This is a genomic window from Bradyrhizobium sp. ORS 278, assembly GCF_000026145.1.
Taxonomy (GTDB): Bacteria; Pseudomonadota; Alphaproteobacteria; order Rhizobiales; family Xanthobacteraceae; genus Bradyrhizobium.
On sequence record NC_009445.1, the window covers coordinates 4,691,267 to 4,714,057 of the forward strand.

Annotated in this window: 19 protein-coding genes; 13 read left to right on the forward strand and 6 right to left on the reverse strand. The window is 67.0% G+C overall.

Annotated elements, in window-relative coordinates; genetic code table 11:
* Positions 1–2: 2 nt before the first annotated feature.
* Positions 3–986 carry a nitronate monooxygenase family protein gene (locus BRADO_RS20925; RefSeq protein WP_011927341.1) on the reverse strand — a complete coding sequence of 328 codons (984 nt, stop codon included), beginning with the start codon at positions 984–986 and terminating at the stop codon, positions 3–5.
* Between the two features lie 106 nt (positions 987–1,092).
* Here BRADO_RS20925 and BRADO_RS20930 point away from each other — a divergent pair, with 106 nt between their 5' ends.
* Together BRADO_RS20930 and BRADO_RS20935 are read left to right on the forward strand one after the other, a co-directional pair.
* Positions 1,093–1,983: a LysR family transcriptional regulator gene (locus BRADO_RS20930; protein WP_011927342.1), complete on the forward strand. Its 891-nt coding sequence runs from the start codon at positions 1,093–1,095 to the stop codon at positions 1,981–1,983.
* Positions 1,984–2,210: 227 nt separating this feature from the next.
* Complete coding sequence (locus BRADO_RS20935) at positions 2,211–3,146, forward strand: cyclase family protein (protein WP_011927343.1); 936 nt, start codon at positions 2,211–2,213, stop codon at positions 3,144–3,146.
* 181 nt (positions 3,147–3,327) lie between these two features.
* Here the strand turns inward: BRADO_RS20935 and BRADO_RS20940 are convergent, their stop codons facing one another.
* On the reverse strand, positions 3,328–4,905 hold the full coding sequence (locus tag BRADO_RS20940) for an ABC-F family ATP-binding cassette domain-containing protein (protein ID WP_011927344.1): 1,578 nt from the start codon (positions 4,903–4,905) through the stop codon (positions 3,328–3,330).
* A gap of 171 nt (positions 4,906–5,076) precedes the next feature.
* On the opposite strand from BRADO_RS20940, the gene ruvX reads away from it, so the two are divergent.
* Positions 5,077–5,562 (forward strand): Holliday junction resolvase RuvX, encoded by a 486-nt coding sequence (ruvX, locus tag BRADO_RS20945; protein WP_011927345.1) that lies wholly within the window; start codon positions 5,077–5,079, stop codon positions 5,560–5,562.
* A gap of 4 nt (positions 5,563–5,566) precedes the next feature.
* The gene (locus tag BRADO_RS20950; protein ID WP_011927346.1) at positions 5,567–6,496 is read left to right on the forward strand and encodes an AEC family transporter; all 930 of its coding nucleotides are present in this window, start codon (positions 5,567–5,569) and stop codon (positions 6,494–6,496) included.
* Here the strand turns inward: BRADO_RS20950 and BRADO_RS20955 are convergent.
* From BRADO_RS20955 to BRADO_RS20965, 3 genes are all read right to left on the reverse strand, one after another.
* Positions 6,493–7,236: a CPBP family intramembrane glutamic endopeptidase gene (locus tag BRADO_RS20955; RefSeq protein WP_244422858.1), complete on the reverse strand. Its 744-nt coding sequence runs from the start codon at positions 7,234–7,236 to the stop codon at positions 6,493–6,495. The genes BRADO_RS20950 and BRADO_RS20955 overlap by 4 nt on opposite strands.
* 72 nt (positions 7,237–7,308) lie before the next feature.
* On the reverse strand, positions 7,309–8,133 hold the full coding sequence (locus BRADO_RS20960) for a CPBP family intramembrane glutamic endopeptidase (RefSeq protein WP_011927348.1): 825 nt from the start codon (positions 8,131–8,133) through the stop codon (positions 7,309–7,311).
* Positions 8,130–9,773 carry an acyl-CoA dehydrogenase family protein gene (locus tag BRADO_RS20965; RefSeq protein ID WP_011927349.1) on the reverse strand — a complete coding sequence of 548 codons (1,644 nt, stop codon included), beginning with the start codon at positions 9,771–9,773 and terminating at the stop codon, positions 8,130–8,132. The genes BRADO_RS20960 and BRADO_RS20965 overlap by 4 nt, the downstream gene beginning before the upstream one ends.
* Before the next feature lie 251 nt (positions 9,774–10,024).
* Here BRADO_RS20965 and BRADO_RS20970 point away from each other — a divergent pair, with 251 nt between their 5' ends.
* The 5 genes from BRADO_RS20970 to dprA all read left to right on the forward strand — a co-directional run bounded on the left by BRADO_RS20970 (position 10,025) and on the right by dprA (position 15,608).
* Positions 10,025–10,978 (forward strand): aspartate carbamoyltransferase catalytic subunit, encoded by a 954-nt coding sequence (locus BRADO_RS20970; protein ID WP_011927350.1) that lies wholly within the window; start codon positions 10,025–10,027, stop codon positions 10,976–10,978.
* 23 nt (positions 10,979–11,001) lie between these two features.
* Complete coding sequence (locus tag BRADO_RS20975; protein WP_011927351.1) at positions 11,002–12,303, forward strand: dihydroorotase; 1,302 nt, start codon at positions 11,002–11,004, stop codon at positions 12,301–12,303.
* A 30-nt stretch (positions 12,304–12,333) separates the two neighbouring features.
* Positions 12,334–12,930, forward strand: coding sequence for a glycerol-3-phosphate 1-O-acyltransferase PlsY (gene plsY, locus BRADO_RS20980; protein WP_011927352.1), 597 nt, complete (start codon positions 12,334–12,336; stop codon positions 12,928–12,930).
* Between the two features lie 214 nt (positions 12,931–13,144).
* Entirely contained in the window at positions 13,145–14,428 is a 1,284-nt protein-coding gene (locus tag BRADO_RS20985) for a patatin-like phospholipase family protein (RefSeq protein ID WP_011927353.1), read from the forward strand.
* A gap of 64 nt (positions 14,429–14,492) precedes the next feature.
* Positions 14,493–15,608, forward strand: coding sequence for a DNA-processing protein DprA (dprA, locus tag BRADO_RS20990; RefSeq protein ID WP_011927354.1), 1,116 nt, complete (start codon positions 14,493–14,495; stop codon positions 15,606–15,608).
* An 11-nt stretch (positions 15,609–15,619) separates the two neighbouring features.
* Here the strand turns inward: dprA and BRADO_RS35475 are convergent, their stop codons facing one another.
* Positions 15,620–15,784 carry a hypothetical protein gene (locus BRADO_RS35475; RefSeq protein WP_011927355.1) on the reverse strand — a complete coding sequence of 55 codons (165 nt, stop codon included), beginning with the start codon at positions 15,782–15,784 and terminating at the stop codon, positions 15,620–15,622.
* Positions 15,785–16,053: 269 nt separating this feature from the next.
* Between BRADO_RS35475 and topA the strand changes: the two genes are divergently transcribed.
* Genes topA through BRADO_RS21010 form a run of 4 tightly spaced genes read left to right on the forward strand, consistent with a single transcriptional unit; the run spans position 16,054 to position 22,455 of the window.
* On the forward strand, positions 16,054–18,801 hold the full coding sequence (topA, locus tag BRADO_RS20995; RefSeq protein WP_011927356.1) for a type I DNA topoisomerase: 2,748 nt from the start codon (positions 16,054–16,056) through the stop codon (positions 18,799–18,801).
* A 4-nt stretch (positions 18,802–18,805) separates the two neighbouring features.
* Entirely contained in the window at positions 18,806–21,205 is a 2,400-nt protein-coding gene (gene rnr, locus BRADO_RS21000; RefSeq protein ID WP_011927357.1) for a ribonuclease R, read from the forward strand.
* Complete coding sequence (locus BRADO_RS21005; RefSeq protein ID WP_011927358.1) at positions 21,202–21,657, forward strand: DUF983 domain-containing protein; 456 nt, start codon at positions 21,202–21,204, stop codon at positions 21,655–21,657. Before rnr ends, BRADO_RS21005 begins: the two co-directional genes overlap by 4 nt.
* Before the next feature lie 39 nt (positions 21,658–21,696).
* Positions 21,697–22,455 (forward strand): NUDIX hydrolase, encoded by a 759-nt coding sequence (locus BRADO_RS21010; RefSeq protein WP_011927359.1) that lies wholly within the window; start codon positions 21,697–21,699, stop codon positions 22,453–22,455.
* The last annotated feature ends 336 nt before the right edge of the window (positions 22,456–22,791 follow it).

The following is a 22,791-nucleotide window of genomic DNA, read 5'->3' on the forward strand; positions in this document are numbered from 1 at the left end:
TTTCAGTTCCGGAGCGGCACGGATGAGTTTCGCCGGCCTTGCAGGATCTGCTCGGCCTCTGAGACGATCCGCGCGACGATCTCGCCGGCCGGCGGGATATCATGGATCAGCCCGACCGCCTCGCCCGCGATCACGGCAGCCACATCGAAGTTGCCCTCGGCTCGCGCCTGAGCGTAGCCGGCCGACACGCTTTCGACCTGCTGCAGCATTTCGACCTCGCGGCCCATCCAGCGCCGCGCGTGATCGTTGATCAGGCAACGCCCGGTGAACGGAGCCGGCCAGACGTTGTTGCGCGACAGATCAAAGATGATGCCGCGAACCGTTCCACCAGACTTCGCCGCGCAGATGCGCCGCTTGGCTTCATCGGCGCCCGCTGATTCCCGGCTGGCGTAGAAGCGCGTGCCGAGCAGCACGCCATCGGCGCCGAGCGCGAACATGGCGGCGAGGCCGCGACCATCAGCCAATCCTCCGGCCGCGGCCACCGGCACGCGCCCCGCCGCGAGATCGACGATGGCCGGCACGATATCGAGCGTCGTCCGCGCGGCGCCATGACCACCCGCTTCGGTTCCTTGCGCGATCAGCACGTCGGCGCCGGCCGCGAGCGCCTGCTCCGCCATGGCCTCGTCCTGCACCTGGCAGATCAGCAGCGCGCCCGCTTGCTTGATCAGCGGCGCGAAGCGCCGGGGATCACCGAACGACAGCATGACCGCCGTTGGCTTCGCTCCGAGCGCGATGTCGAGCAATTCGGGCTGCTTCGCCAGCGACCATGTGATGAAGCCGATGCCGAACGGTTTGCGAAGGTCGGCGAGCTTCGCTGTTTCTTGCGAAAGCCACGCGCCGTTGCCGTAGCCGCCGCCGAGAATCCCGAAGCCGCCGGCTTCGCTGACTGCACGCACCAGCATCGCATCGGCGATCAGGTCCATCGGCGCCAGCAGGATCGGATGATGAATGCCAAGCCTCTCGGTCAGCTGCGTTCTCAGCGGCATGGCTACTCTCCTCGCCTCTGGACGCTGAGACTAGGCGCCGGTAACATTCTCTGAAAATGAATAATTGAGAACTCTGCCATCGCAGAATCAAAACGGAGAGCGGGTTATGGAACTGAGCGACCTGCAGACCTTCGCTGCGGTGGCCCGTACCGGCGGCATCACGCGGGCCGCGGAGGTCCTCAACACGGTTCAGTCCAACGTCACGCAGCGGATCAAGGCACTGGAAGCCGAGATCGGCACTCCACTGTTCGACCGCCATAGCCGCGGCATGACCCTGACCGGCGCCGGCCAGCGGCTGTTGCCTTACGCCGATCGTATGGCGGCGCTGTCGCGCGAAGCCGTGCTCGCCGCGCGCGACGACGGCGAGCCGCGGGGGCCGCTGATGATCGGCTCGATGGAGACGACCGCCGCGGTGCGTCTGCCGATGCGGCTCGCCGACTTCCACCGGCGCTTTCCCGCGGTGGCGTTGAGCCTGCGGACCGCGCCGACCTCGGATCTCGTGGCCGGCGTGCTCGACGGCACGCTGGATGGCGCCTTCGTCGCAGGTCCGATCGACCATCCCGAACTCAGCGGCATCGTTGCCTTCGAGGAAGAACTCGTCCTGGTGACGGCCCGGCGGTTCGAGAGCCTCTCCTCTTTGCGCGCGGCCACCGCCGCGTCGGGCCCGACCGCGCTGGTGTTCAGGACCGGCTGCACCTATCGGCAGCGTCTGGAGCAGGTGTTCAACGATTTCGGCTGGCCTGCCGCTTCGCGCATCGAGCTCGGCACGCTTGACGGCATGATCGGCTGCGTCGCCGCCGGCATGGGCGTCGCGCTGCTGCCGCGCGCGGTCGCGACGCGGCACGAGATGAGCGGCAGCATCGGCCTGCATGCGCTCGATCCGACCCATGCGCAGGTCAAGACGCTCTTCATCCACCGCCGCGCCGCGCGCCGCAGCAGCGCATTGTCCGCGTTCATAGCGGGCCTGAGCCGCCGAGATCGCGACATCGCCGCCTGAGGGCCTTCATCCAGAGATTGTCGGCAGCACGACGCGCGAGCGATTCATTCCATCGCGCGAAATGATGCGACGGCTCTGCAAATCGCGGCTATTTTGACCGATGCGACTTTCGGGCGCAGTGCTCTGCACGCACCGAGAAAGATTTTGTGCGGCTGTCATCCACTACGTTAGGATGCAGCGCTGGCCAGCGCGACAACAACAAACATCAACATGTCGGAGGAAATGCGATGCGCAACGCGTTCGTGTTGTGCTGCTCGATCGCCATGATGGCTGCGGTCGGGACGGCGAATGCTCAGGACTGGACGAAGTCGAAATGGGGGCCCGACGACGAGATCGGCGCCGCCAACTACATGACGCCCGACCTGGTGGTCAAGGCGGCCTCGCTGGTAAAGACCGGCAAGACCTACCCGCTCGGCATGATCGTGGATTCGAAGACCCCGGCCTACCCGCCGCGCTCGTTCAAGGTCACCGTCGTGCAGCCGGGTCAAGCCGGCATCCCCGGATTGGGCCCGAACAAGGCGACCTACAATGACGACATCGTCGAGGGGTGGGTCGGCGTCGGCAGCCAGATCGACGGCCTTGGCCACCTCGGCATCGAGCACGTCTACTACAACGGCAACAAGCTGCTCGACTTCGCCGACCCGACCGGCCTGAAGAAGCTGGGCATCGAGAAGGTGCCGCCGCTGGTCGGGCGTGGCGTACTGCTCGACATGGCCGCCTATTACGGCACCGATATCGTCAAGGAAGGCACCGCCTTCAACGTCAAGGAGATCGAGGAGGCCGCCAAGAAACAGGGCGTCGAGATCCGCCAGGGCGACATCGTCATCTTCCACACCGGCTGGCTCGGCCTCGTCGGCAAGGACGACAAGCGCTACAGCGCCGGCGAGCCGGGTCTCGGCGTCGAGGGCGCGAAGTACCTGACCTCGAAGGGCGTGGTCGCGATCGGCGCCGACACCTGGGCGCTGGAAGCGATCCCGTTCGAGTCGAAGAACCTGTTCGAGGTCCACCAGATCCTGCTCGCCATGAACGGCACCTACATCCTCGAGAACATGGACACCGCGGCGCTCGCCAAGGACAAGGGCTACGAATTCCTGTTCGTCCTCGGCCAGCCGCGCTGGCGCGGCGGCGTGCAGGGCAACATCAACCCGATCGCGATCCGCTAGCAAGTCGCGACGCCAATTGACGTGGAGCCCGGATGAGCGCCAGCCGACGCCTCTTCGGCGTCGGCGATAGCGACATCCGGGTTCACCGCGCCAACTGGTGAGAACCCGGATGTCGCGTCCGCCTCCGCCCTCCGGGCGCAGGCTTCCGCTCATCCCGGCTTCCGTTCTGTTCACGAAGCGCTCAGCTCGCCACTTCAAACTCCGCGGCGATGCCGATCGCCGCCAGGAACGACGGATCGTGGCTGACGACGAGAAGCGCGCCGTCGAAATCGCGGAGCGCCTGCTCCAGCATCTCGATCGAAGCGATGTCGAGATGATTGGTCGGCTCGTCGAGCAGCAACAATGATGGCGGCTGCTGGCCGCCGAACGTGCAGACCAATCCAGCGCGCAGGCGCTCGCCGCCGGACAGCGTCTCCACGCTCTGCTCGGCATCCCGGTTGCGGAAGGCGAAGCGCGCACAGGCCGCATGCGCCGCCTCGCGGCTGAGTGCCGGATGCAAGCGGCGGAGATTGCCGACGACGCTCTCCTTTCCGTCGAGTAGCGCGACGTGCTGATCCAGCATGGCGACACGCCCCTCGGCGCGCCGTAGCCTTCCGCTCGACAACGGGATGGCGCCCATCACGGCCCGCAGCAGCGTGGTCTTGCCTGCGCCATTGCGCCCGGTGATCGCGATCCGCTGACGGCCTTTGATGTGAAGCGTCCAGGGACCGAAGGTCCGGTTTCCCGCCATCACAATTGCATCGTCCAGCGCGAGCAATTCCGTTCCGGCGCCGAGCCCGGTCGGCGGCAGCATCATGGACAGCGGGGTCAGCACCTCGACCTGCTGCCGCGCCTGATCAAGTTGCTCGGCCGCCTCGCTGATCATGCGCTCGGCGAGCCGCTGCGAGCGGCCGCCGGTGTTCTCCGCTCGCTCGGCGCGCGCACCGAGCATGATTCTGGGCGCCGAGCCGCGCGCCGCCGCTGCACGCCCTGCCCGGTCCTTGCGCGCCTTGGCCTCGCGCTGGCGCTGCAGGGCATGCCCCACATCGCGCAGGCGCGCATCCGCCCGCTCCAGCGCGGCCGTCGCGCGTGCCCGCGCCTCGTCGCGCGCCGTCACGAACATCGACCAGCCGCCTCCGACGATCCGCACACCGACCGGCGTCAGCTCGACGATCCGGTCCATCAGCTCCAGCAGCGCGCGGTCATGGCTGGCGACGAGCACCCCGCCGCGCCAGGTCTGCACCAGTCGGCCGATGGCGGCGCGGCCGTCAGCGTCGAGATTGTTGGTGGGCTCGTCGAGCAGCAGCAGGTCGGGCGCCTCGATCAGCAGCCGCGCGATGCCGATGCGCGTCTGCTCGCCGCCGCTGAGCGAATCGATCGCGCGATCCAGCGTCACGCCCGGGAGACCTGCCTCGATCAGCGCCTCGTCAATCCTGGCGGAGAGGATCCAATCCGCGCTGCCGAGATCCTCGTCATCGCCATTCCCGGCAACGATCCGGTCGAGTTTCGCCAGCGCGCCGGAGACGCCGAGCGCCTCATCGACACGCAGCGTGGGGTCCCAGTGCTGCGCGAGCGTGCCGAGCCTGCCGGCTCGCGTAACCGTTCCCGCGGCCGGCTCGGACAAACCAGCAACGATCCGCAGCAAGGTCGATTTGCCGGAGCCGTTGCGCCCGACCAGGCCGACGCGTTCGGCACCGAGAGAGAGCGAGAGATTGTCGAACAGGCGACGATGATCAGGTGTCGCGGCGGCGACCGCGTCGAGCGTCAGAAAGGAGGGCATGGATGACCGTGACGGCAGAGGACACAAAGCGGCGGGCAATGTTGGTCCTGCGATCCACGGCACCACTCCTGTTCACGGTGTGATGATGCTTATAGAACGATTGCGGCGCAGCGGCAATCCGTACTCCCGGCCCGCTGGTCCGTCACACCAGCGCGTGCTAAGCGGCCCGCCATGCCCGCTCCTATCCTGCCACTCATCGAAGCCGCCGGCCGCTGGCCCGAGCGCGGCGCACTGGTCGGCCTCGATCTCGGCACCAAGACCATCGGCGTCGCGGTGTCCGATCCTGACCGACGCCTCGCCACCGGCGTCGAGACGATCCAGCGCAAGGCCTTCAAGGCCGATGCCGCGCGACTGCTCGCCATCTGCGCAGAGCGCAAGGTCGTGGGCTTCGTGCTCGGCCTGCCGATCAACATGGATGGCAGCGAGGGGCCGCGGGCGCAATCGACCCGGGCGTTCGCGCGCAACCTCGCCGGCCTCACCGACCTGCCGATCGGACTGTGGGACGAGCGGCTGTCGACCGCGGCGGTCGAGCGCGAACTGATCGGCATGGATGTCAGCCGCGCCAAGCGCGCCGAGGTGATCGACACGCATGCGGCGATCTTCATCCTGCAGGGCGCGCTCGACCGGCTGACGACCTTGCGCCGCTCCGGCCAGTAAGGCGATGAGCGCAGTCGTCGCCGCACTGGCGCCGGTGTTCCTGCTGATCGTCCTCGGCTTCGGCCTGCGCCGCAGCCTGATCCGGCTTGAGGCGCAATGGCATGGGCTCGAGCGGCTGACCTACTACGTGCTGTTCCCCGCGCTGCTGCTGCAGAGCCTGGTCAAGGCGGATCTGAGCGCGGTACCAGTCGCCGGGATCGGCGGCGCGCTGTTCCTGGCGATGCTGGCGATGTCGGCGCTCTGCCTTGCGCTGCGCCCCCTGCTCGCGCGTGACGGTGTCGACGGCCCGGCCTTCACCTCGATTTTCCAGGGCGCGACGCGGTGGCAGACCTACGTCGCGCTCGGCGTGTCGCGCAGCCTCTACGGACCGACCGGGCTTGCGGTGGCCTCGGTCGGGATGATCGCGATCATCCCGATGGTCAACGTCTTGAGCGTGGCCGTGCTCGCCCATTACGCCTCGCCGACTCGGCGCTCGGCGGCAGAGATCGTCGCCACGATCATCCGCAACCCGCTGATCTGGGCCTGCGTCGTCGGGCTCGCGCTCAACGTGACGCATGTGCCGCTGCCCAAGCTCTGGCACGACGTCGCTGACGCGCTCGGCCAGGCGTCGCTGCCGATCGGCCTGTTGGTGACCGGCGCAGGCCTGCATTTCGAAGGCTTGCGACAGGCCGGTTTCGCGGCCGCGCTCGGCGTCGTGCTCAAGCTGGTGCTGATGCCGATCCTCGCCCTCGGATTGGCCGCTTGGTTCGGCGTCACCGGCCCGAGCCTCGCCGTGGTCGCGATCTGCGCGGCGGTGCCGACCTCGCCCAGCGCCTACGTCCTTGCCAAACAGATGGGCGGCGACGCGCCGCTGCTGGCCCAGATCATCTCGCTGCAGACGGTGCTGGCCGCACTGACGATGCCGGTCTTCATCGCTCTGGTGGGCGGCGGCTAGGTGAGCAGGCCGATCACGAAATAGGAATAGACGTTGTTGGCGGAGTGCGCGACCACGGTGAGCCAGGTTGAGCCGCTGCGCAAGCGGTAATAGCCGAGCACGAGCCCCAGGATGAAGATCTCCAAGATGCCGAACCAATTGTATTGGTAATGGCAAATGGCCCAGAAGGCCGAAGTGAGCACGATGGCCCCGGCAGGCTGCAGAAAGGACTCAGACCAGCCGCGCAGCATGAAGCCGCGGACCGCGAACTCCTCAATGAGAGGCGCGCCGATACATCCGATGACCAGGAACAGGAAAAAGGCCAGCGGACCATCGCGGCGCGCACGGCCGAGTTCGGCGACAACGCCGGCATCCAGCGTCTGCCCGATCCACTGTCCGATGAAGCCGACAGTGTTGATGGCGGCAAACATGACGAGCAGTGCAAGGACGAGCTCTTGTGGCGTTGGCCAGCGTAACGCCAGATACTCGGAGAAACTGCGACGGGCCCATCGCACCGCGAGCCAGATGACGACAAGCTCGCCGGGAATGCTGCCAATCGCCACAGCCATCTTCCAGTACGCATGAGTGATGATCTGCTCAGAGACCGCCTCAAACGGAACGTGAAAAATGATCATCAACGCGATCAGCGTCACAGCCCCTCCGAGCATGGAGACGAGTGCCGCGAGCAGCGTGAAGCCTAGCGTTCCGAAGAAGTACCAGGTGCGTGGCGCCTTGATCACGCGAACGGCATCGGTCATCATCGTCCCCGCTTGTTGTGGATCATGATCGCGCTAAAAACAGGCGCAAACAACGATTGGACGCGCCGCCTCTGTTCAGCCATTGCCGCTCGCCAGCCACATCGTCTGGATCGTGGCGGCGAGGTTGTTGAGGCCGTGCAGCACCATGGTCAGGTACAGCGAGTGCGTCCGGTAGCGCAGATAGCCAAACCAGACACCGAGCGAAAATACGTTCAGCAGAGCGAACCAGTCGTACTGCAGATGCAGCACGGTCCACAGCAATGACGACAGCACGATGGCGCCGGGCACGCGCAGGAAGGAGTCCGACCAGCCGCGATAGAGGAAGCCGCGCGCCATCAGCTCTTCCGAGACCGGCGCAGCGACGCAGAAGGCGATAACCATCAGCCAGACCGTGCCGTCGCCTCGGGCGGTCTTCAGCAGGTCCACCATGAAGCTCGCGGACTTCTCGTCGTGCCCCGTCAATTGCGCCGCCAGCTCCCAGCAGCCCAGGATCACGACCATTCCGATGACGCCGAGCGCAAAATTCTTCCAGCCGGTCCAGCGCAGGCCGAGATAGTCGGCGAAGGACATGCGGGTGTGGCGGATGGCAAAATAGATCGGGATCAGGATCGCCGGCACGCCCATGATCGCCGACAGCGAGACCGTGAGAGAGCGGCTCGCGATCTGGATCATGGCCAGCTCGAATTGAGGCAGGCTGTCGATCGCACCGTCATGGCGCAGCAGGAAGTAGCCGATCGGCGTCAGCTGACCGATGAAGAACACCACGATGATGAGGACGCCCCACAGCAAGGTGCGCCAGAAGCCGAGCGTGCGCGGCTGATGCGGCGCGGGCGCGATCCGCTGCGGCGGATGAGCGGGATCGAGGGAATCGATGACGGCGGCGTCGGGCGTGTCGGTCAAGGCAGGGTGCGCTCCAGCAAGGCACGGCTGGCGGCGGGAGCGAGATCGACCGCGCCATACATGCTCGGATGAACGGTGGCGAGCCGCGTGGCGGCGAACAGCTCGGCATGGGCGGGCGTCACCGCGTTGAGCGCGGCCGCGGCCGACAGCAGCGCCAATTTCTCCACGGCGAGCCGTGCAACACGCTCGCTGTCGCCACGCCGGAAGGCCTGGCCGATCATGGCGACCGCGTCCGCTGCGCCAGGCAGGCCACGCGTCGCGTCCGACAAGGTGTTCAGGACGGCAGCCGCCGCCTCCGGCTCGCGCGACAGCGCGCGCAGCACGTCGAGGCACATCACGTTGCCCGAGCCCTCCCAGATCGCATTGACCGGCGACTCGCGATAGTGGCGCGCGAGGATGCCGTCCTCGACATAGCCATTGCCGCCGAGGCACTCCATCGCCTCGTACAGGAACGGCGGCGCGCTCTTGCAGACCCAGTACTTGATCGCGGGTGTCAGCAGCCGCATGTAGGCGGCTTCGTCCGCATCATCCGTCATGCGATCGAAAGCGCGGCACAGCCGCATCACCAGCGCAACCGTCGCCTCGACATGCAGCGCCATGTCGGCCAGCACCGCCTGCATCAAGGGCTGATCGGCGAGATGCTTCTGGAACACGCTGCGATGGCGGGCGTGGTGGAGCGCGTGGGCCAGCCCCGAGCGCATCAGGCCGGCGGACGAGATCGCGCAATCCTGCCGCGTCAGCTGCACCATCTGGATGATGGTGCTGATGCCCCGGCCCTCCTCGCCGACCCGCTCGGCATAGGCGCCCGCGAACTCGACCTCCGAGGAGGCGTTGGAGCGATTGCCGAGCTTGTCCTTCAGCCGCTGGAAGCGCAGCGCATTGACGGCGCCATCGGGCGTGAAGCGCGGCATGAAGAAGCAGGTCAGCCCGCCCTCGGCCTGCGCCAGCACCAGGAACGCGTCGCACATCGGCGCCGACATGAACCATTTGTGCCCGGTGATGCGGTAACCGTCCGTGGAGCGCGTGGCCGACGTCATGTTGGCGCGCACGTCGGTGCCGCCCTGCTTCTCGGTCATGCCCATGCCCAGCGTCATGCCGCGCTTCTGCCACCACGGCGCAAACGCCGGATCGTAGTCGCGTGTCGCGATGACACGCATCGTTTGCGCCAGCAGATCCGGCTGCGGTGCGAGCGCGGCGACCGAGGCACGCGTCATCGTGATCGGACAGAGGTGTCCGCTCTCGACCTGCGAGGCGACGTAGAACTTTGCCGCGCGCACGACTTCGGCGCTGCCGCCGACGGGCTTGCCCTGCGCCGTCCAGGTCGAATTGTGCAGCCCGGCCGCGACGGCCTGCGCCATCATGTGATGATAGGCCGGATGAAACTCGACGGCGTCGCGGCGAAAACCCTTGGCGTCGAAGCTGCGCAGCTTCGGCGTGTTCTCGTTGGCCAGCCGGCCCTGCTCGGCCATCTCGGCCGAGCCCCACAGCTTGCCGAACGCAATCAGCTCCTGCTCGGCGCCGCTCCCGCCGTTCGCCGCGACCGCGTCCATCAGCGGCCGGTCGGCCGTGAAGAGGTTCACGTCCGCGAAGGGCGGCGACTGGTTGAAGACCTCGTGGGTCTCGAGCGATGGCTGGGTCATGGCCGTGGCCTTTGCAAACAGATCATCGGCGCGGCCGAATTGAAAAATCATAGGGGGTCGCGGCCGCGCCCGGCAGCGAAAAATGCCTCCGCTCCGTCGCATAGTTCACAAACCCTTGCCGCGCCCCGGCGGCGGCCAACGAGCCTGGATCGGGCCGTGCCCACGCCTGGACAGACGGAACGGGGGATAACTCGGAACCCCGGCTTTCGGCCTTGCCCGCCATGGAAACCGCGCCTATAGCTCTGGCTTTAATGGCAACCTCTCCGAAATCGACGTTTGTCCTCGGGCACCGGCATTTGCTGGGAATCGAGGGCCTTTCCACCGCCGACATCACCGGTCTCCTCGATCTGTCCGAGGAGTATGTCGAACTGAACCGTCAGGTCGACAAGAAGCGTACCGTGCTGCGCGGCCGGACCCAGGTCAACCTGTTCTTCGAGGCCTCGACGCGGACGCAATCCTCGTTCGAGCTGGCCGGCAAGCGGCTTGGCGCCGACGTCATGAACATGTCGGTGTCGTCCTCGTCGATCAAGAAGGGCGAGACCCTGATCGACACCGCGGTCACGCTCAACGCCATGCATCCGGACATCCTGGTGGTCCGTCACCACGCCTCCGGCGCGGTCGAGCTCTTGGCCCGCAAGGTCGACGGCTCCGTGATCAATGCCGGCGACGGCGCGCATGAGCATCCGACGCAGGCGCTGCTGGATGCGCTCACCATCCGCCGCAACAAGGGCCGCATCGAGGGCCTGGTCATCGCGATCTGCGGCGACGTGCTGCATTCGCGCGTCGCGCGCTCCAACATCCTCCTGCTGAACACAATGGGCGCCCGCGTCCGCGTCGTCGCGCCCTCCACTTTGCTGCCGCCGGGCATCGAGCGGATGGGCGTCGAGGTCGCGCGCGACATGCGCGAAGGCTTGAACGGCGCCGACATCGTCATGATGCTCCGCCTGCAGCGCGAGCGCATGAACGGCTCCTTCGTGCCGTCGTCGTCGGAATATTTCCAGTATTTCGGCCTCGACCAGAAGAAGCTCGCTTACGCCAAGCCGGACGCGCTCGTCATGCATCCGGGACCGATGAACCGCGGCGTCGAGATCGACTCCATCGTCGCCGACGGCGCGCAGTCGCTGATCCGGGAACAGGTCGAAATGGGCGTCGCCGTGCGCATGGCCGTGCTCGAGGCGCTGGCCCGCAACCTGCCCAACGCTTGAGATCAAAGTCGGGACGAAACGACATGCTGACCGATCGCCGCCCGATCCTGCTCGCCAATGCGCGCGTCATCGATCCCTCCCGCGACATCGACGGTCCCGGTGACGTGCTGATCGCCGACGGCGTCATCCGCGACCTCAAGCGCGGCATCGGCGCGGCCGGCGTGCCCGAGGGAACCGACGTCGTCAACTGCGCCGGCAAGATCGTCGCGCCCGGCCTGGTCGACATGTGCGCCTTCGTCGGCGAGCCCGGCCTCGGCCACCGCGAGACCTTCGCGAGCGCCAGCCAGGCCGCGGCGACCGGCGGCATCACCACCATCATCTGCCAGCCCGGCACCGAGCCGGTCATCGACAACTCCGCGACCGTCGACTTCGTTTTGCGCCGCGCCCGCGACACCGCGATCGTCAACATCCAGCCGATGGCGGCGCTGACCAAGGGGCTGCGCGGCGAGGAGATGACCGAGATCGGTCTCTTGCGCGCCGCCGGCGCGGTGGCCTTCTCCAACGGCCATAGCAGCGTCATGAACGCCCAGGTGATGCGCCGGGCGCTGACCTATGCGCGCGACTTCGACGCGCTGATCGTGCATCACACCGAGGACCCCCACCTCGTCGGCGAAGGCGTCATGAACGAGGGCGAGTTTGCCTCGCGCCTCGGCCTGTCCGGCATTCCCGCCGCGGCGGAAGCCGTGGTGCTCGAACGCGACATGCGCCTCGTGGCGCTCACCAAGGGCCGCTACCACGCCGCAGCGCTGAGTTCGGTCGACTCGCTCGATGTGCTCAAGCGCGCGCGCGACGCGGGCCTCGCGGTCAGCGCCTCGGTGTCGATCAACCACGTCACGCTGAACGAAAACGACATCGGTCCCTACCGCACCTTCCTCAAGCTGACGCCGCCGCTGCGCACCGAGGTCGACCGCCGCGCGCTGGTCGAGGCGCTGGCCTCAGGGCTGATCGACGTCATCATGTCCGACCACAATCCGCAGGACGTCGAGGTGAAGCGGCTGCCGTTCGCGGAAGCCGCCAGCGGCGCGGTGGGGTTGGAGACGATGCTCGCGGCCTCGCTGCGGCTGGTGCACAGCGGCGAGCTGAGCTGGACCACGCTGATCCGCGCGATGTCCACGCGGCCTGCGGAACTGCTCGGCCTGCCCGGCGGCACCTTGCGCGCCGGGGCGCCGGCCGACATCATCGTCATCGATCCGGACGTGCCCTGGATCCTCGATCCGGCCGACCTCAAATCGCTGTGCAAGAACACGCCGTTCGATGAAGCCCGCTTCACCGGTCGCGTGGTCCGCACGATCGTCGGCGGCCGCACCGTGTTCGAACATGTCTGACGCCGGACGAAGCGTCGAGGGAGTCGCGTGATGGGATCCGAAGCCATGCTGCCGGTCGCGCTGCTGATCGGCTATCTCCTCGGTTCCATTCCATTCGGCCTGATCCTGACCAAGCTCGCCGGCACGCAGGATCTGCGCAGCATCGGCTCCGGCAACATCGGCGCCACCAATGTGCTGCGCACCGGCCGCAAAGGGCTCGCGGCCGCGACCCTGCTCGGCGACGCCCTCAAGGGCACGGCGGCGGTGATCATCGCCGGATATCTGGGCGGCTCGAACGCAGCGATGCTCGCCGGCCTCGGCGCGTTCCTCGGACATCTGTTCCCGGTGTGGCTCAAGTTCCGCGGCGGCAAGGGCGTGGCGGTCTATATCGGTATTCTGATCGGCCTGCTCTGGCCTTACGCGATCTTCTTCTGCCTTGTCTGGCTCGCGACGGCATTCGCGTCCCGCTACTCATCACTTGCTGCACTCGTCGCGAGCGTGCTGACGCCGATCGTATTGTGGGCTTTCGGCCACACCGCGCTGGCCGCCTTGTTTGCCCTGCTCACGCTGTTACTCATTTACATGCACCGCGAAAACATCAAGCGTCTGCGGGCGGGCACCGAGAGCAAAATCGGCGCGAAGAAGTAATCACTCCGGGCAAATACGGAAGATATGCGTCGCTGGCGGGGCTCACAGCGGCAGCGCCGCAACACCGCCACATGTTTAACTAATAAGTTAACGCACGACTCTGGTGTGAATCATGATTGGCTGTCATGATTCCGGCATCTGATCACGCAACACCAAATTCGAGCGCTTCATCGCCGCGCGCGACGAACGCATTGATGAGGAGTCGGCGCAGCACATGTCCACACCGGTCCGTTCGAGCGCCAGCGTCCTTCTGTCCGCCGCGCAAATCTGGTCGACGGAGGATCCGTTCGGCTCCGCCAGCACCTCCGCCGAGCCGATCCCGGCCGCGGCGAGCGAGCCTGTGATCGCCGAGGCGCCGATCGCCGTGCGGGCGGATCTGCTCGTCGAAACCATCACCGCCATCGTCGAGCCGATGATCACGGCAACGACAGCACACGAGCCGAAGCCCGCCGAAACCCCGGAGCGCTCGCTCGCCGAGACCATCGCCAGCGCCACCCTGCCGCCGCCGCCGCGGACGTGGCCGCCGCGCAAGCTGTCGCTGGCGCTGCAGGGCGGCGGAACCTTCTCCGCCTTCACCTGGGGCGTGCTGGACCGCCTGCTGGAGGAGCCCGCCTGCGATTTCGACACGGTCAGCGGCGCCAGCGCCGGCGCGATCAATGCCGCGCTGCTCGCCAGCGGGCTCGCCCATGGCGGCCGCGACGAGGCGCGCAACCGGCTGGCGCTGTTCTGGACCCGGCTGATGGAAGAGGCCTCGTTCCGCGCGCTGATGGTGATCGGCGCGTTCTCGCCCGCCAGCAGCGCCGTGTCGTTCGGGTCCGGGCTGCGCGGCGGACGCGCCGACCCGCTCGATCTTGATCCACTTCGCGACATTCTGGCCGAGACGATCGACTTCGATGCCGTGCACAGCGCAAGCGCGCCGCGCCTCCTGGTCGCCGCGGCCCGGATCCGCGACGGCCATCCGCAGCTGTTCCGCAACGCCGAGATCACGCCGGACGTGCTGCTCGCCTCGAGCTGTCCCGCCCCGCTGCACGCGGCCGTCGACATCGACGGCGAGGCCTATTGGGATGCCGGCCCCGTCGCCAATCCGCCGCTGATCCAGATCGCGCACGAGTCCAGTGCCGCCGACCTGCTGGTGGTTCAGGTCACGCCGGCCCGCGACGGCTACGTGCCCGTCACCTCCGCCGCGATCGATCGCCGGCTCGACCAGATCTCGGCCAATGCCGTTCTCAACGCAGAGCTCGCCGCGCTCGAATGGGCCCGCAGCGACGGTCTGCATCCCCCTCGGGTTCATCGTCTGGCCGCCGAGGACGAGATCGACGCGCTCGCGCAGCGGGACGCCACCGACCTCGGCAGCGACTTCATCGCGACCCTGCATCAGCGCGGCCGCGACGCGGCCGATCGCTGGCTGCGCCAGGCTCCCATGGGCGCGACTTTGACCGTCCCGGACGAGCAGCCAGCCGCCATGACGGACGACACGCGCGAAGTGGCCCTGACGTAGCGCACCCTCTTCCCTGCGCCCTCGGGTTGTTCCATGTTGGGCCCTCTGCGAGGGGGGGCTTCGCGTGGACGCCATCAATCCAACCACCGAACTCAGCGCGACCGAGCGGCGCGACCGGCTACGCCTGATCCGCTCGGATCATGTCGGTCCGCGCACCTTCCGGGCCCTGCTCGACCAGTTCGGCACCGCGCGGCGCGCGCTGGATCGCCTGCCGGAGCTGGCCCGTCGTGGCGGCGCGAGCGCCGGCCGGATCTGCTCGATTGACGAAGCCGAAGCCGAGCTCGAGGCCTGCCGCCGGCAAGGCCTGAAGCTGCGGGCGCCGGAAGAGGACGGTTACCCGCCGCGGCTCGCGACCTGTGAGGACGCGCCGCCTTTGCTTGTCATCCGCGGCGACCGGGACACCCTGACGCGTCCGATGATCGCCATCGTGGGATCACGCAATGCCTCCGCCGCGGGGCTCAAATTTGCTGGCCTGCTCGCGCATGAGCTCGGACAGGCCGGCTTCATCATCATCTCCGGCCTGGCCCGCGGCATCGATCAGGCCGCGCATCGCGCCAGTGTCGCAAGCGGAACCGTCGCGGTGCTCGCCGGCGGCCACGACCGGATCTATCCGCCCGAGCATGTCGACCTGCTCGGCGCCATCATCGGCAGCCATGGCGCCGCGATCTCGGAGATGCCGCTGGGCCATGAGCCCCGCGCGCGCGACTTTCCCCGCCGCAACCGGCTGATCTCCGGCGCCTCGCTCGGCGTCGTCGTGGTGGAGGCTGCGCATCGCTCGGGCTCGCTGATCACCGCCCGCATGGCCAGCGAACAGGGCCGCGAGGTGTTCGCCGTGCCGGGATCGCCGCTCGATCCCCGCTCGGCCGGCACCAACGATCTCATCAAGCAGGGCGCGACCCTCGTCACAACCGCCGCGGATATCATCCAGGCCGTCGGACCGATCATGGAGCGGCCGCTGCCCCTGTCGCTGCGGGAGCCGGACGAGGAGCTGTTCGCCCCCGATCCCGAGAGTCACGACCGCACACAGATCCTCGGCCTGCTTGGCCCGACGCCTGTGTCCATCGACGACCTGATCCGGATGAGCGGCCTGTCACCGGCCGTGCTGCGCATGGTGCTGCTCGAGCTCGAGCTGGCCGGCCGCTTGGAGCGGCACGGTGGCGGGATGGTGTCGCTGATCTAGCGCCTGCGCCATCAGCTCAGGCTGCGCTTGCTCCGTAGCCGCAGGTGCTCCTCAGCTTCGAGATTGGCCATGCGCAGGAGATAGTCGAGCATGTCGAGGTTATGCCGCTGCGCGAGCTGCGACAGGCTCGCCGTGACCTCGGCGATCAGCGCCGCCGCGGCATCGGGATCCTCCACTGACTCTTCTATATATGGGTCGCGTTTGTCCGCTTCCTTGGCCAACAACTCTATCCAAAGCCGGGTATTTTACGGAAAACATCGTCAAAAGAGCACGGTTCCAATTGCGCTCTTTACAACCTGATAGGTACTTCGCGAGCCCAGCGCAATCGGGTTTCAACATCCCTCGATTTGACAGGAACCCCCTCACCACCCATGTTCGGATCAATGGGCCGAGCGCGAATCCCGCGAAACCGCCTTCAGTCCTTCCACTAAGCTATTGGAATTACATGAATATCGTCATTGTGGAGTCGCCTGCCAAGGCCAAGACGATCAATAAGTATCTGGGCTCCTCCTACGAGGTTCTGGCCTCGTTCGGCCACGTCCGCGACCTCCCCGCGAAGAACGGTTCCGTCGATCCAGAAGAAAATTTCCGGATGATCTGGGAGGTCGACCCCAAGGCGGCCGGCCGACTCAACGACATCGCCAAATCCCTGAAGGGTGCGGACCGCCTGATTCTCGCCACCGACCCTGATCGCGAGGGCGAGGCGATCTCCTGGCATGTTCTGGAGGTCATGAAGGAGAAGCGCGCGCTGAAGGATCAGAAGATCGAGCGCGTCGTGTTCAACGCCATCACCAAGCAGGCCGTATCGGAGGCGATGAAAAACCCGCGCCAGATCGACGGCGCGCTGGTCGACGCCTATATGGCGCGCCGCGCCCTCGATTACCTCGTCGGCTTCACGCTGTCCCCCGTGCTGTGGCGCAAGCTGCCGGGCGCCCGCTCGGCCGGCCGCGTGCAGTCGGTGGCGCTGCGCCTGGTCTGCGATCGCGAACTGGAGATCGAGAAGTTCGTCCCGCGCGAATACTGGTCGCTGATCGCGACCCTCGCGACGCCGCGCGGCGACACGTTCGAAGCGCGCCTCGTCGGTGCCGACGGCAAGAAGATCCAGCGGCTCGACATCGGCACCGGCGCGGAAGCCGAGGACTTCAAGAACGCGCTGAACGCGGCGACCTATTCGGTCGCGACCGTCGACGCAAAGCCGGCGCGGCGCAACCCGCAGGCACCCTTCACCACCTCGACCCTGCAGCAGGAGGCCAGCCGCAAGCTCGGCTTTGCGCCGGCGCACACGATGCGGATCGCGCAGCGGCTCTATGAGGGCATCGACATCGGCGGCGAGACCACCGGGCTCATTACCTATATGCGAACCGACGGCGTGCAGATCGCCCCCGAGGCGATCACCCAGGCGCGCAAGGTGATCGGCGAGATCTACGGCAACAAATATGTGCCGGACAGCCCGCGCCAGTACCAGACCAAGGCCAAGAACGCCCAGGAGGCCCATGAGGCGATCCGCCCGACCGACCTGTCGCGCAAGCCGGCCGAGCTGCGCAAGCGGCTCGATGACGACCAGGCCAAGCTCTACGAGCTGATCTGGACCCGCACCATCGCGAGCCAGATGGAATCGGCCGAGCTGGAGCGCACGACCGTCGACATCGTCGCCAAGGCAGGCGGCCGCACCCTGGAGCTGCGCGCGACCGGACAAGTGATCAAGTTCGACGGCTTCCTCGCCCTCTATCAGGAAGGCCGCGACGACGAGGAGGACGAGGACAGCCGCCGCCTGCCGCAGATGAGCCAGGGCGAGGCGCTGAAGCGCCAGAACCTCGCGGTCACCCAGCACTTCACCGAGCCGCCGCCGCGCTTCTCCGAGGCGTCGCTGGTCAAGCGCATGGAGGAGCTCGGCATCGGCCGGCCCTCGACCTATGCCTCGATCCTCGATGTGCTGAAGGCGCGCGGCTATGTGAAGCTCGAGAAGAAGCGGCTGCATGGCGAGGACAAGGGCCGCGTCGTCATCGCTTTCCTGGAGAACTTCTTCCGCCGCTATGTCGAGTATGATTTCACGGCGGACCTGGAGGAACAGCTCGACCGCATCTCCAACAACGAGATCGCATGGCAGCAGGTCCTGAAGGACTTCTGGACCGGCTTCATCGGCGCCGTCGACGACATCAAGGATCTGCGCGTGGCGCAGGTGCTCGACGCGCTCGACGAGATGCTCGGCCCGCACATCTACCCGCCGCGCGAGGATGGCGGCGACGTCCGGCAATGCCCGACCTGCGGCACCGGCCGGCTCAATCTGAAGGCCGGCAAGTTCGGCGCCTTCGTCGGCTGCTCCAACTATCCGGAGTGCCGCTACACCCGGCCGCTCGCCGCCGACAGCGAGGCCGCGGCCGATCGCATGCTCGGCCAGGATCCGGACTCGGGCCTCGAGGTCGCCGTCAAGGCCGGCCGGTTCGGGCCATACATCCAGCTCGGTGAGCAGAAGGACTATGCCGAGGGCGAGAAGCCGAAGCGGGCCGGCATCCCCAAGGGCACGCAGCCCTCGGACGTCGATCTCGATCTGGCGCTGAAGCTGCTGTCACTGCCGCGCGAGATCGGCAAGCATCCGGAAACGGGTTTGCCGATCACCGCTGGGCTTGGCCGCTTCGGACCCTTCGTCAAGCACGACAAGACCTATGCGAGCCTGGAGGCCGGCGACGAGGTATTCGACATCGGCCTCAACCGTGCGGTCACCTTGATCGCCGAGAAGGTCGCCAAGGGTCCGAGCAAGCGGTTCGGCGCCGATCCCGGCAAGGCGCTGGGTGATCATCCCTCGCTCGGTCCGGTCGCCGTGAAGGCTGGCCGCTACGGCGCCTATGTCACCGCCGGTGGCGTCAACGCCACCATCCCCGGCGACAAGGAGAAGGACACGATCACGCTCGCCGAGGCGATCGCCCTGATCGACGAGCGCGCCGCCAAGGGCGGCGGCAAGGCCAAGGCTCCGAAGAAGGCTGCGAAGCCGAAGGCCGCGGCCAAACCAAAGGCCGGCGGCGACGACGACACGCCGAAGCCGGCGAAGAAGGCCGTCGCCAAGAAGGCCGCGGCCAAGCCGAAATCAGACTCCACCAGCAAGGCGCGTGCGCCGGTTGCGAAGGCCGCCAAGACATCGGCCAAGCCCGCCACCAAGGCCACGCCCAAGAAGAGCGCCGGCAAGGCCCGCGGATGAGAAAATGAAACAAAAGCGCGACATCGGCTTCCCTCCGCGGGAGGCCATCGTCGCCTTCATCCGCGCCAATCCGGGCAAGATCGGCACCAAGGACATCGCCCGCGAGTTCGGCCTGAAGAACGCCGACCGCGCAGCCCTCAAGGAGCTGCTGCGCGAGCTCATCGCCGACGGCACCATCAAGAAGAGCGGCCGCAAGAAAATCGTCGAGCCCGCCACCCTGCCGGCGACTCTGGTCGCCGACATCACCGGCCGCGACAGCGACGGCGAGCTGATCGCAAAACCCGCCGAGTGGGACGAGGCCGAGCAGTCCGAGCCGCCGCGCATCCGTATCTACGCGTCTCGCCTCGCCAAGCCCGGCGCCACCGCCGGCGTCGGCGACCGCGCTTTGCTCCGCGTCGAACCGATCAACGATGCCGACGGGATCGCCTATCGCGGCCGTGTGCTGAAGGTGCTCGACCAGGCGCGCAACCGCGTGCTCGGCATCTTCAAGAGCAACCCCAATGGCGGCGGCCGCCTGATCCCGGTCGACAAGAAGCAGGCCGGCCGCGAGCTGTCGATTGCGCCGGGCGACACCCGCGACGCCAAGGACGGCGATCTCATCAGCGTCGACCTGTTGCGCGGCCGTGGCTACGGCTTGCCGGCGGGCCGCGTGAAGGAGCGCTACGGCTCGGTGGCGACCGAGAAGGCGATCAGCCTGATCGCGATCCACGCCCACGAGATTCCGATGGACTTCTCGGCCGCGGCGATCGCGGAAGCCGAAGCCGCGCAGCCGGCGACCTTGAAGGGCCGCGAGGACTGGCGCGACCTGCCGCTGGTCACGATCGATCCGCCCGACGCCAAAGACCATGACGACGCCGTCCACGCCGAGCCGGATCCCGATCCGAACAATGCCGGCGGCTTCATTCTCCACGTCGCGATCGCCGACGTCGCCTACTACGTGCGGCCGGGCTCGGCGCTCGATCGCGACGCGCTGATCCGCGGCAACTCGGTCTATTTCCCCGACCGCGTCGTGCCGATGCTGCCCGAGCGCATCTCCAACAATCTGTGCTCGCTGGTGCCGGGCGAAGCGCGCGGCGCGCTCGCCGTCCGCATGGTGATGGGCGCCGACGGCCGCAAGCGCTCGCACTCGTTCCACCGCGTGCTGATGCGCTCGGCCGCAAAGCTCTCCTACGCGCAGGCGCAGGCCGCTGTTGACGGCAAGCCTGACGACGTCACAGGTCCGCTGCTCGAGCCCATTCTCAAGCCGCTCTATGCCGCCTATGAGGTCGCCAAGCGCGGCCGCGATGCGCGCGATCCGCTCGACCTCGACCTCCCCGAGCGCAAGATCCTGCTCAAGAAGGACGGCACCGTCGACCGCGTCGTCGTGCCCGAACGCCTCGACGCGCACCGGCTGATCGAGGAGTTCATGATCCTCGCCAACGTCGCCGCGGCTGAGGCGCTGGAGAAGAAGGCGCTGCCGCTGATCTACCGCGTGCATGACGAGCCGACGGTCGAGAAGGTGCATGCGCTGCAGGAGTTCCTGAAGACGCTCGACGTGCCCTTTGCAAAATCGGGCGCGCTGCGGCCGTCGCTGTTCAACCGCGTGCTCACACTGGTCGCCGGCCAGGACTACGAGAAGCTCGTGAACGAGGTCGTGCTGCGCTCGCAGGCGCAAGCCGAGTACTCCTCCGAAAATTACGGGCATTTCGGCCTGAACCTGCGCCGCTACGCCCACTTCACCTCGCCGATCCGCCGCTATGCCGATCTCGTCGTGCACCGCGGCTTGTTGCGTGCGCTGGGTCTGGGCGACGGCGCCCTGCCCGATAGCGAGACGGCGGACCATCTGGCCGAAGTTGCCGCTCAGATCTCGGTCACCGAGCGGCGGGCGATGAAGGCGGAACGCGAGACGGCCGACCGCTTGATCGCGCATCACCTCGCCGACCGCGTCGGCGCCTCGTTCCAGGGCCGCATCTCCGGCGTCACCCGCGCCGGCCTCTTCATCAAGCTCGACGAGACCGGCGCTGACGGCCTGGTGCCGATCCGAACCCTCGGAACGGAATATTTCGATTACGACGAGACGCGCCACGCACTGATCGGCCAGCGCAGTGGTGCCATGCATCGGCTCGGTGACGTCGTCGACGTGCGTCTGGTAGAAGCTCAACCGGTGGCCGGTGCGCTGCGGTTCGAACTGCTGACGCAGGCCGATGTGCTGGTGTCGCGGCATCCGCGTGGCGCGGGCCCCAGGCGCAAGAATACCGTCGGGACGAACGCCAAAGCGGTTGCCAAGGCGATCAAGCGCGGCAAGTCCGAGGCTCGCACGAAGCATAAAGAGAAGCATAAAGAAAAGAGCCGTAAGAAAAGCCAGAAGGCAGGGGCAAAACGCAAGCCCGGCACATCGAAGAAAGGCCAATCATGGACGCCATGAGTTCTACGCCCCGCGCATTGCCGCAAACTTTGACAAAGACTTGGACTCGCGACACCGGTCTCGCCGAAAAGCGCGACGTCTGGACCGCCATGAAGCGCGGCCTGCGCGGCCGCTGCCCACGTTGTGGCGAGGGCAAGCTGTTCCGCGCCTTCCTGAAGGTCGCGGACAATTGCGACCGCTGCGGCCAGGATTTCTCCGGTCATCGCGCCGACGATTTGCCCGCCTATCTCGTCATCGTCATCGTCGGCCACATCGTCGTGCCGATCGCACTGTCGATCGAGACCAACTACGCGCCGCCGGTGGCGCTGCAGCTCGCCATCTATCTGCCGCTCACGCTGATCTCCTCGCTCGCGCTGCTGCAGCCGGTCAAGGGAGCCGTCGTCGGGCTGCAATGGGCGTTCCGCATGCACGGCTTCGACGAGCAACCGGCCGAGGGCATTCCGCCGGTGTGATCAACGAACGGACCAACTAATAAGAAAAGCGGGGAGGACATGAGCGAGACGGCACAGGCGACCAGCGCGCCGGCGGGCAAGCCCGCCGAGAAGGAAGCGGACCACCACCCCTACACCAAGCCGCGCGATGCCGCGACCCTGATCCTGGTCGATCGCAGCGGCGCGGTGCCGAAGGTGCTGGTCGGCAAGCGCCACGACAAGGTCGTGTTCATGCCGGGCAAGTTCGTCTTCCCCGGCGGCCGCGTCGACAAGACCGATCATCGCATTCCGGTCGCCGCTCCGATGCCGGCCGAGCTCGAAGCCAACCTGTTCAAGGGCAAGCCGCAGACGACTCCGTCGCGCGCAAAGTCGCTGGCGATCGCCGCGATCCGCGAGGCCTGCGAGGAAACCGGCCTCTGTCTCGGCCGCAAGATCAACGGCCCGGCGCCGAAGCTGGACGGACCTTGGACACCCTTTGCTGAAGCCGGCCTGCTGCCCGATCCCTCCGGTCTGTTCCTGATCGCCCGCGCCATCACCCCGCCCGGCCGCATCAAGCGCTTCGACACCCGTTTCTTCACGGCCGACGCTTCAGCCATTACCCACCGCGTCGACGGCGTCATTCATGCCGATGCCGAGCTGGTCGAGCTGGTCTGGGTCGAGCTCGGCTCCAAGCCGCTCGCCGACCTGCACCCGATGACCAAGAACGTGCTCCACGAGCTCGACAAGCGCCTCGCCACCGGCCCGCTCCGCCACGACGCCCCAGTGCCGTTCTTCCACTTCTACGGCGGCAAGATGCAGAAGGACGTGCTCGGCGCGTAGCATCAACGAACCGGCGCCGTGCTCGTGTCAAGCGAAATGATCGCGGTCACCTTCATATGCTCCAATGCGCTTGCAATGAGGTAGGCGGTGGGCGCTCTACAAACGGTGTCGTCCCGGCGAACGCCGGGACCCATACCGCGGACTCTGTCTTAGGCCCGGATGGTCGAGACTGTGCCTCACAAATTCGTCACGGCGTATGGACCCCGGCTCAAGGCCGGGACGACACCATTTGCTGCGCGACTGTCGTGGCTCACCAAAGAATGAGCGTGCTATGCACGGCTCCAAAAATGAAATCGTGTTCTGCTGCGTCTTACTGACACCCATCGGGCGAGTTCC

Bases quoted from the DNA above. Each gene is read 5' to 3' on its own strand.
- BRADO_RS20985 (WP_011927353.1), top strand. From the start codon at position 13,145: ATGTCCACACCGGTCCGTTCGAGCGCCAGCGTCCTTCTGTCCGCCGCG.
- BRADO_RS20955 (WP_244422858.1), bottom strand. From the start codon at position 7,236: ATGATGACCGATGCCGTTCGCGTGATCAAGGCGCCACGCACCTGGTAC.
- BRADO_RS20925 (WP_011927341.1), bottom strand. From the start codon at position 986: ATGCCGCTGAGAACGCAGCTGACCGAGAGGCTTGGCATTCATCATCCG.
- topA (WP_011927356.1), top strand. From the start codon at position 16,054: ATGAATATCGTCATTGTGGAGTCGCCTGCCAAGGCCAAGACGATCAAT.
- BRADO_RS21010 (WP_011927359.1), top strand. From the start codon at position 21,697: ATGAGCGAGACGGCACAGGCGACCAGCGCGCCGGCGGGCAAGCCCGCC.
- ruvX (WP_011927345.1), top strand. From the start codon at position 5,077: ATGCCCGCTCCTATCCTGCCACTCATCGAAGCCGCCGGCCGCTGGCCC.
- BRADO_RS20970 (WP_011927350.1), top strand. From the start codon at position 10,025: ATGGCAACCTCTCCGAAATCGACGTTTGTCCTCGGGCACCGGCATTTG.
- BRADO_RS20930 (WP_011927342.1), top strand. From the start codon at position 1,093: ATGGAACTGAGCGACCTGCAGACCTTCGCTGCGGTGGCCCGTACCGGC.
- BRADO_RS20935 (WP_011927343.1), top strand. From the start codon at position 2,211: ATGCGCAACGCGTTCGTGTTGTGCTGCTCGATCGCCATGATGGCTGCG.
- BRADO_RS20950 (WP_011927346.1), top strand. From the start codon at position 5,567: ATGAGCGCAGTCGTCGCCGCACTGGCGCCGGTGTTCCTGCTGATCGTC.
- BRADO_RS20965 (WP_011927349.1), bottom strand. From the start codon at position 9,773: ATGACCCAGCCATCGCTCGAGACCCACGAGGTCTTCAACCAGTCGCCG.
- rnr (WP_011927357.1), top strand. From the start codon at position 18,806: ATGAAACAAAAGCGCGACATCGGCTTCCCTCCGCGGGAGGCCATCGTC.
- plsY (WP_011927352.1), top strand. From the start codon at position 12,334: ATGGGATCCGAAGCCATGCTGCCGGTCGCGCTGCTGATCGGCTATCTC.
- BRADO_RS21005 (WP_011927358.1), top strand. From the start codon at position 21,202: ATGAGTTCTACGCCCCGCGCATTGCCGCAAACTTTGACAAAGACTTGG.
- BRADO_RS20975 (WP_011927351.1), top strand. From the start codon at position 11,002: ATGCTGACCGATCGCCGCCCGATCCTGCTCGCCAATGCGCGCGTCATC.
- BRADO_RS20940 (WP_011927344.1), bottom strand. From the start codon at position 4,905: ATGCCCTCCTTTCTGACGCTCGACGCGGTCGCCGCCGCGACACCTGAT.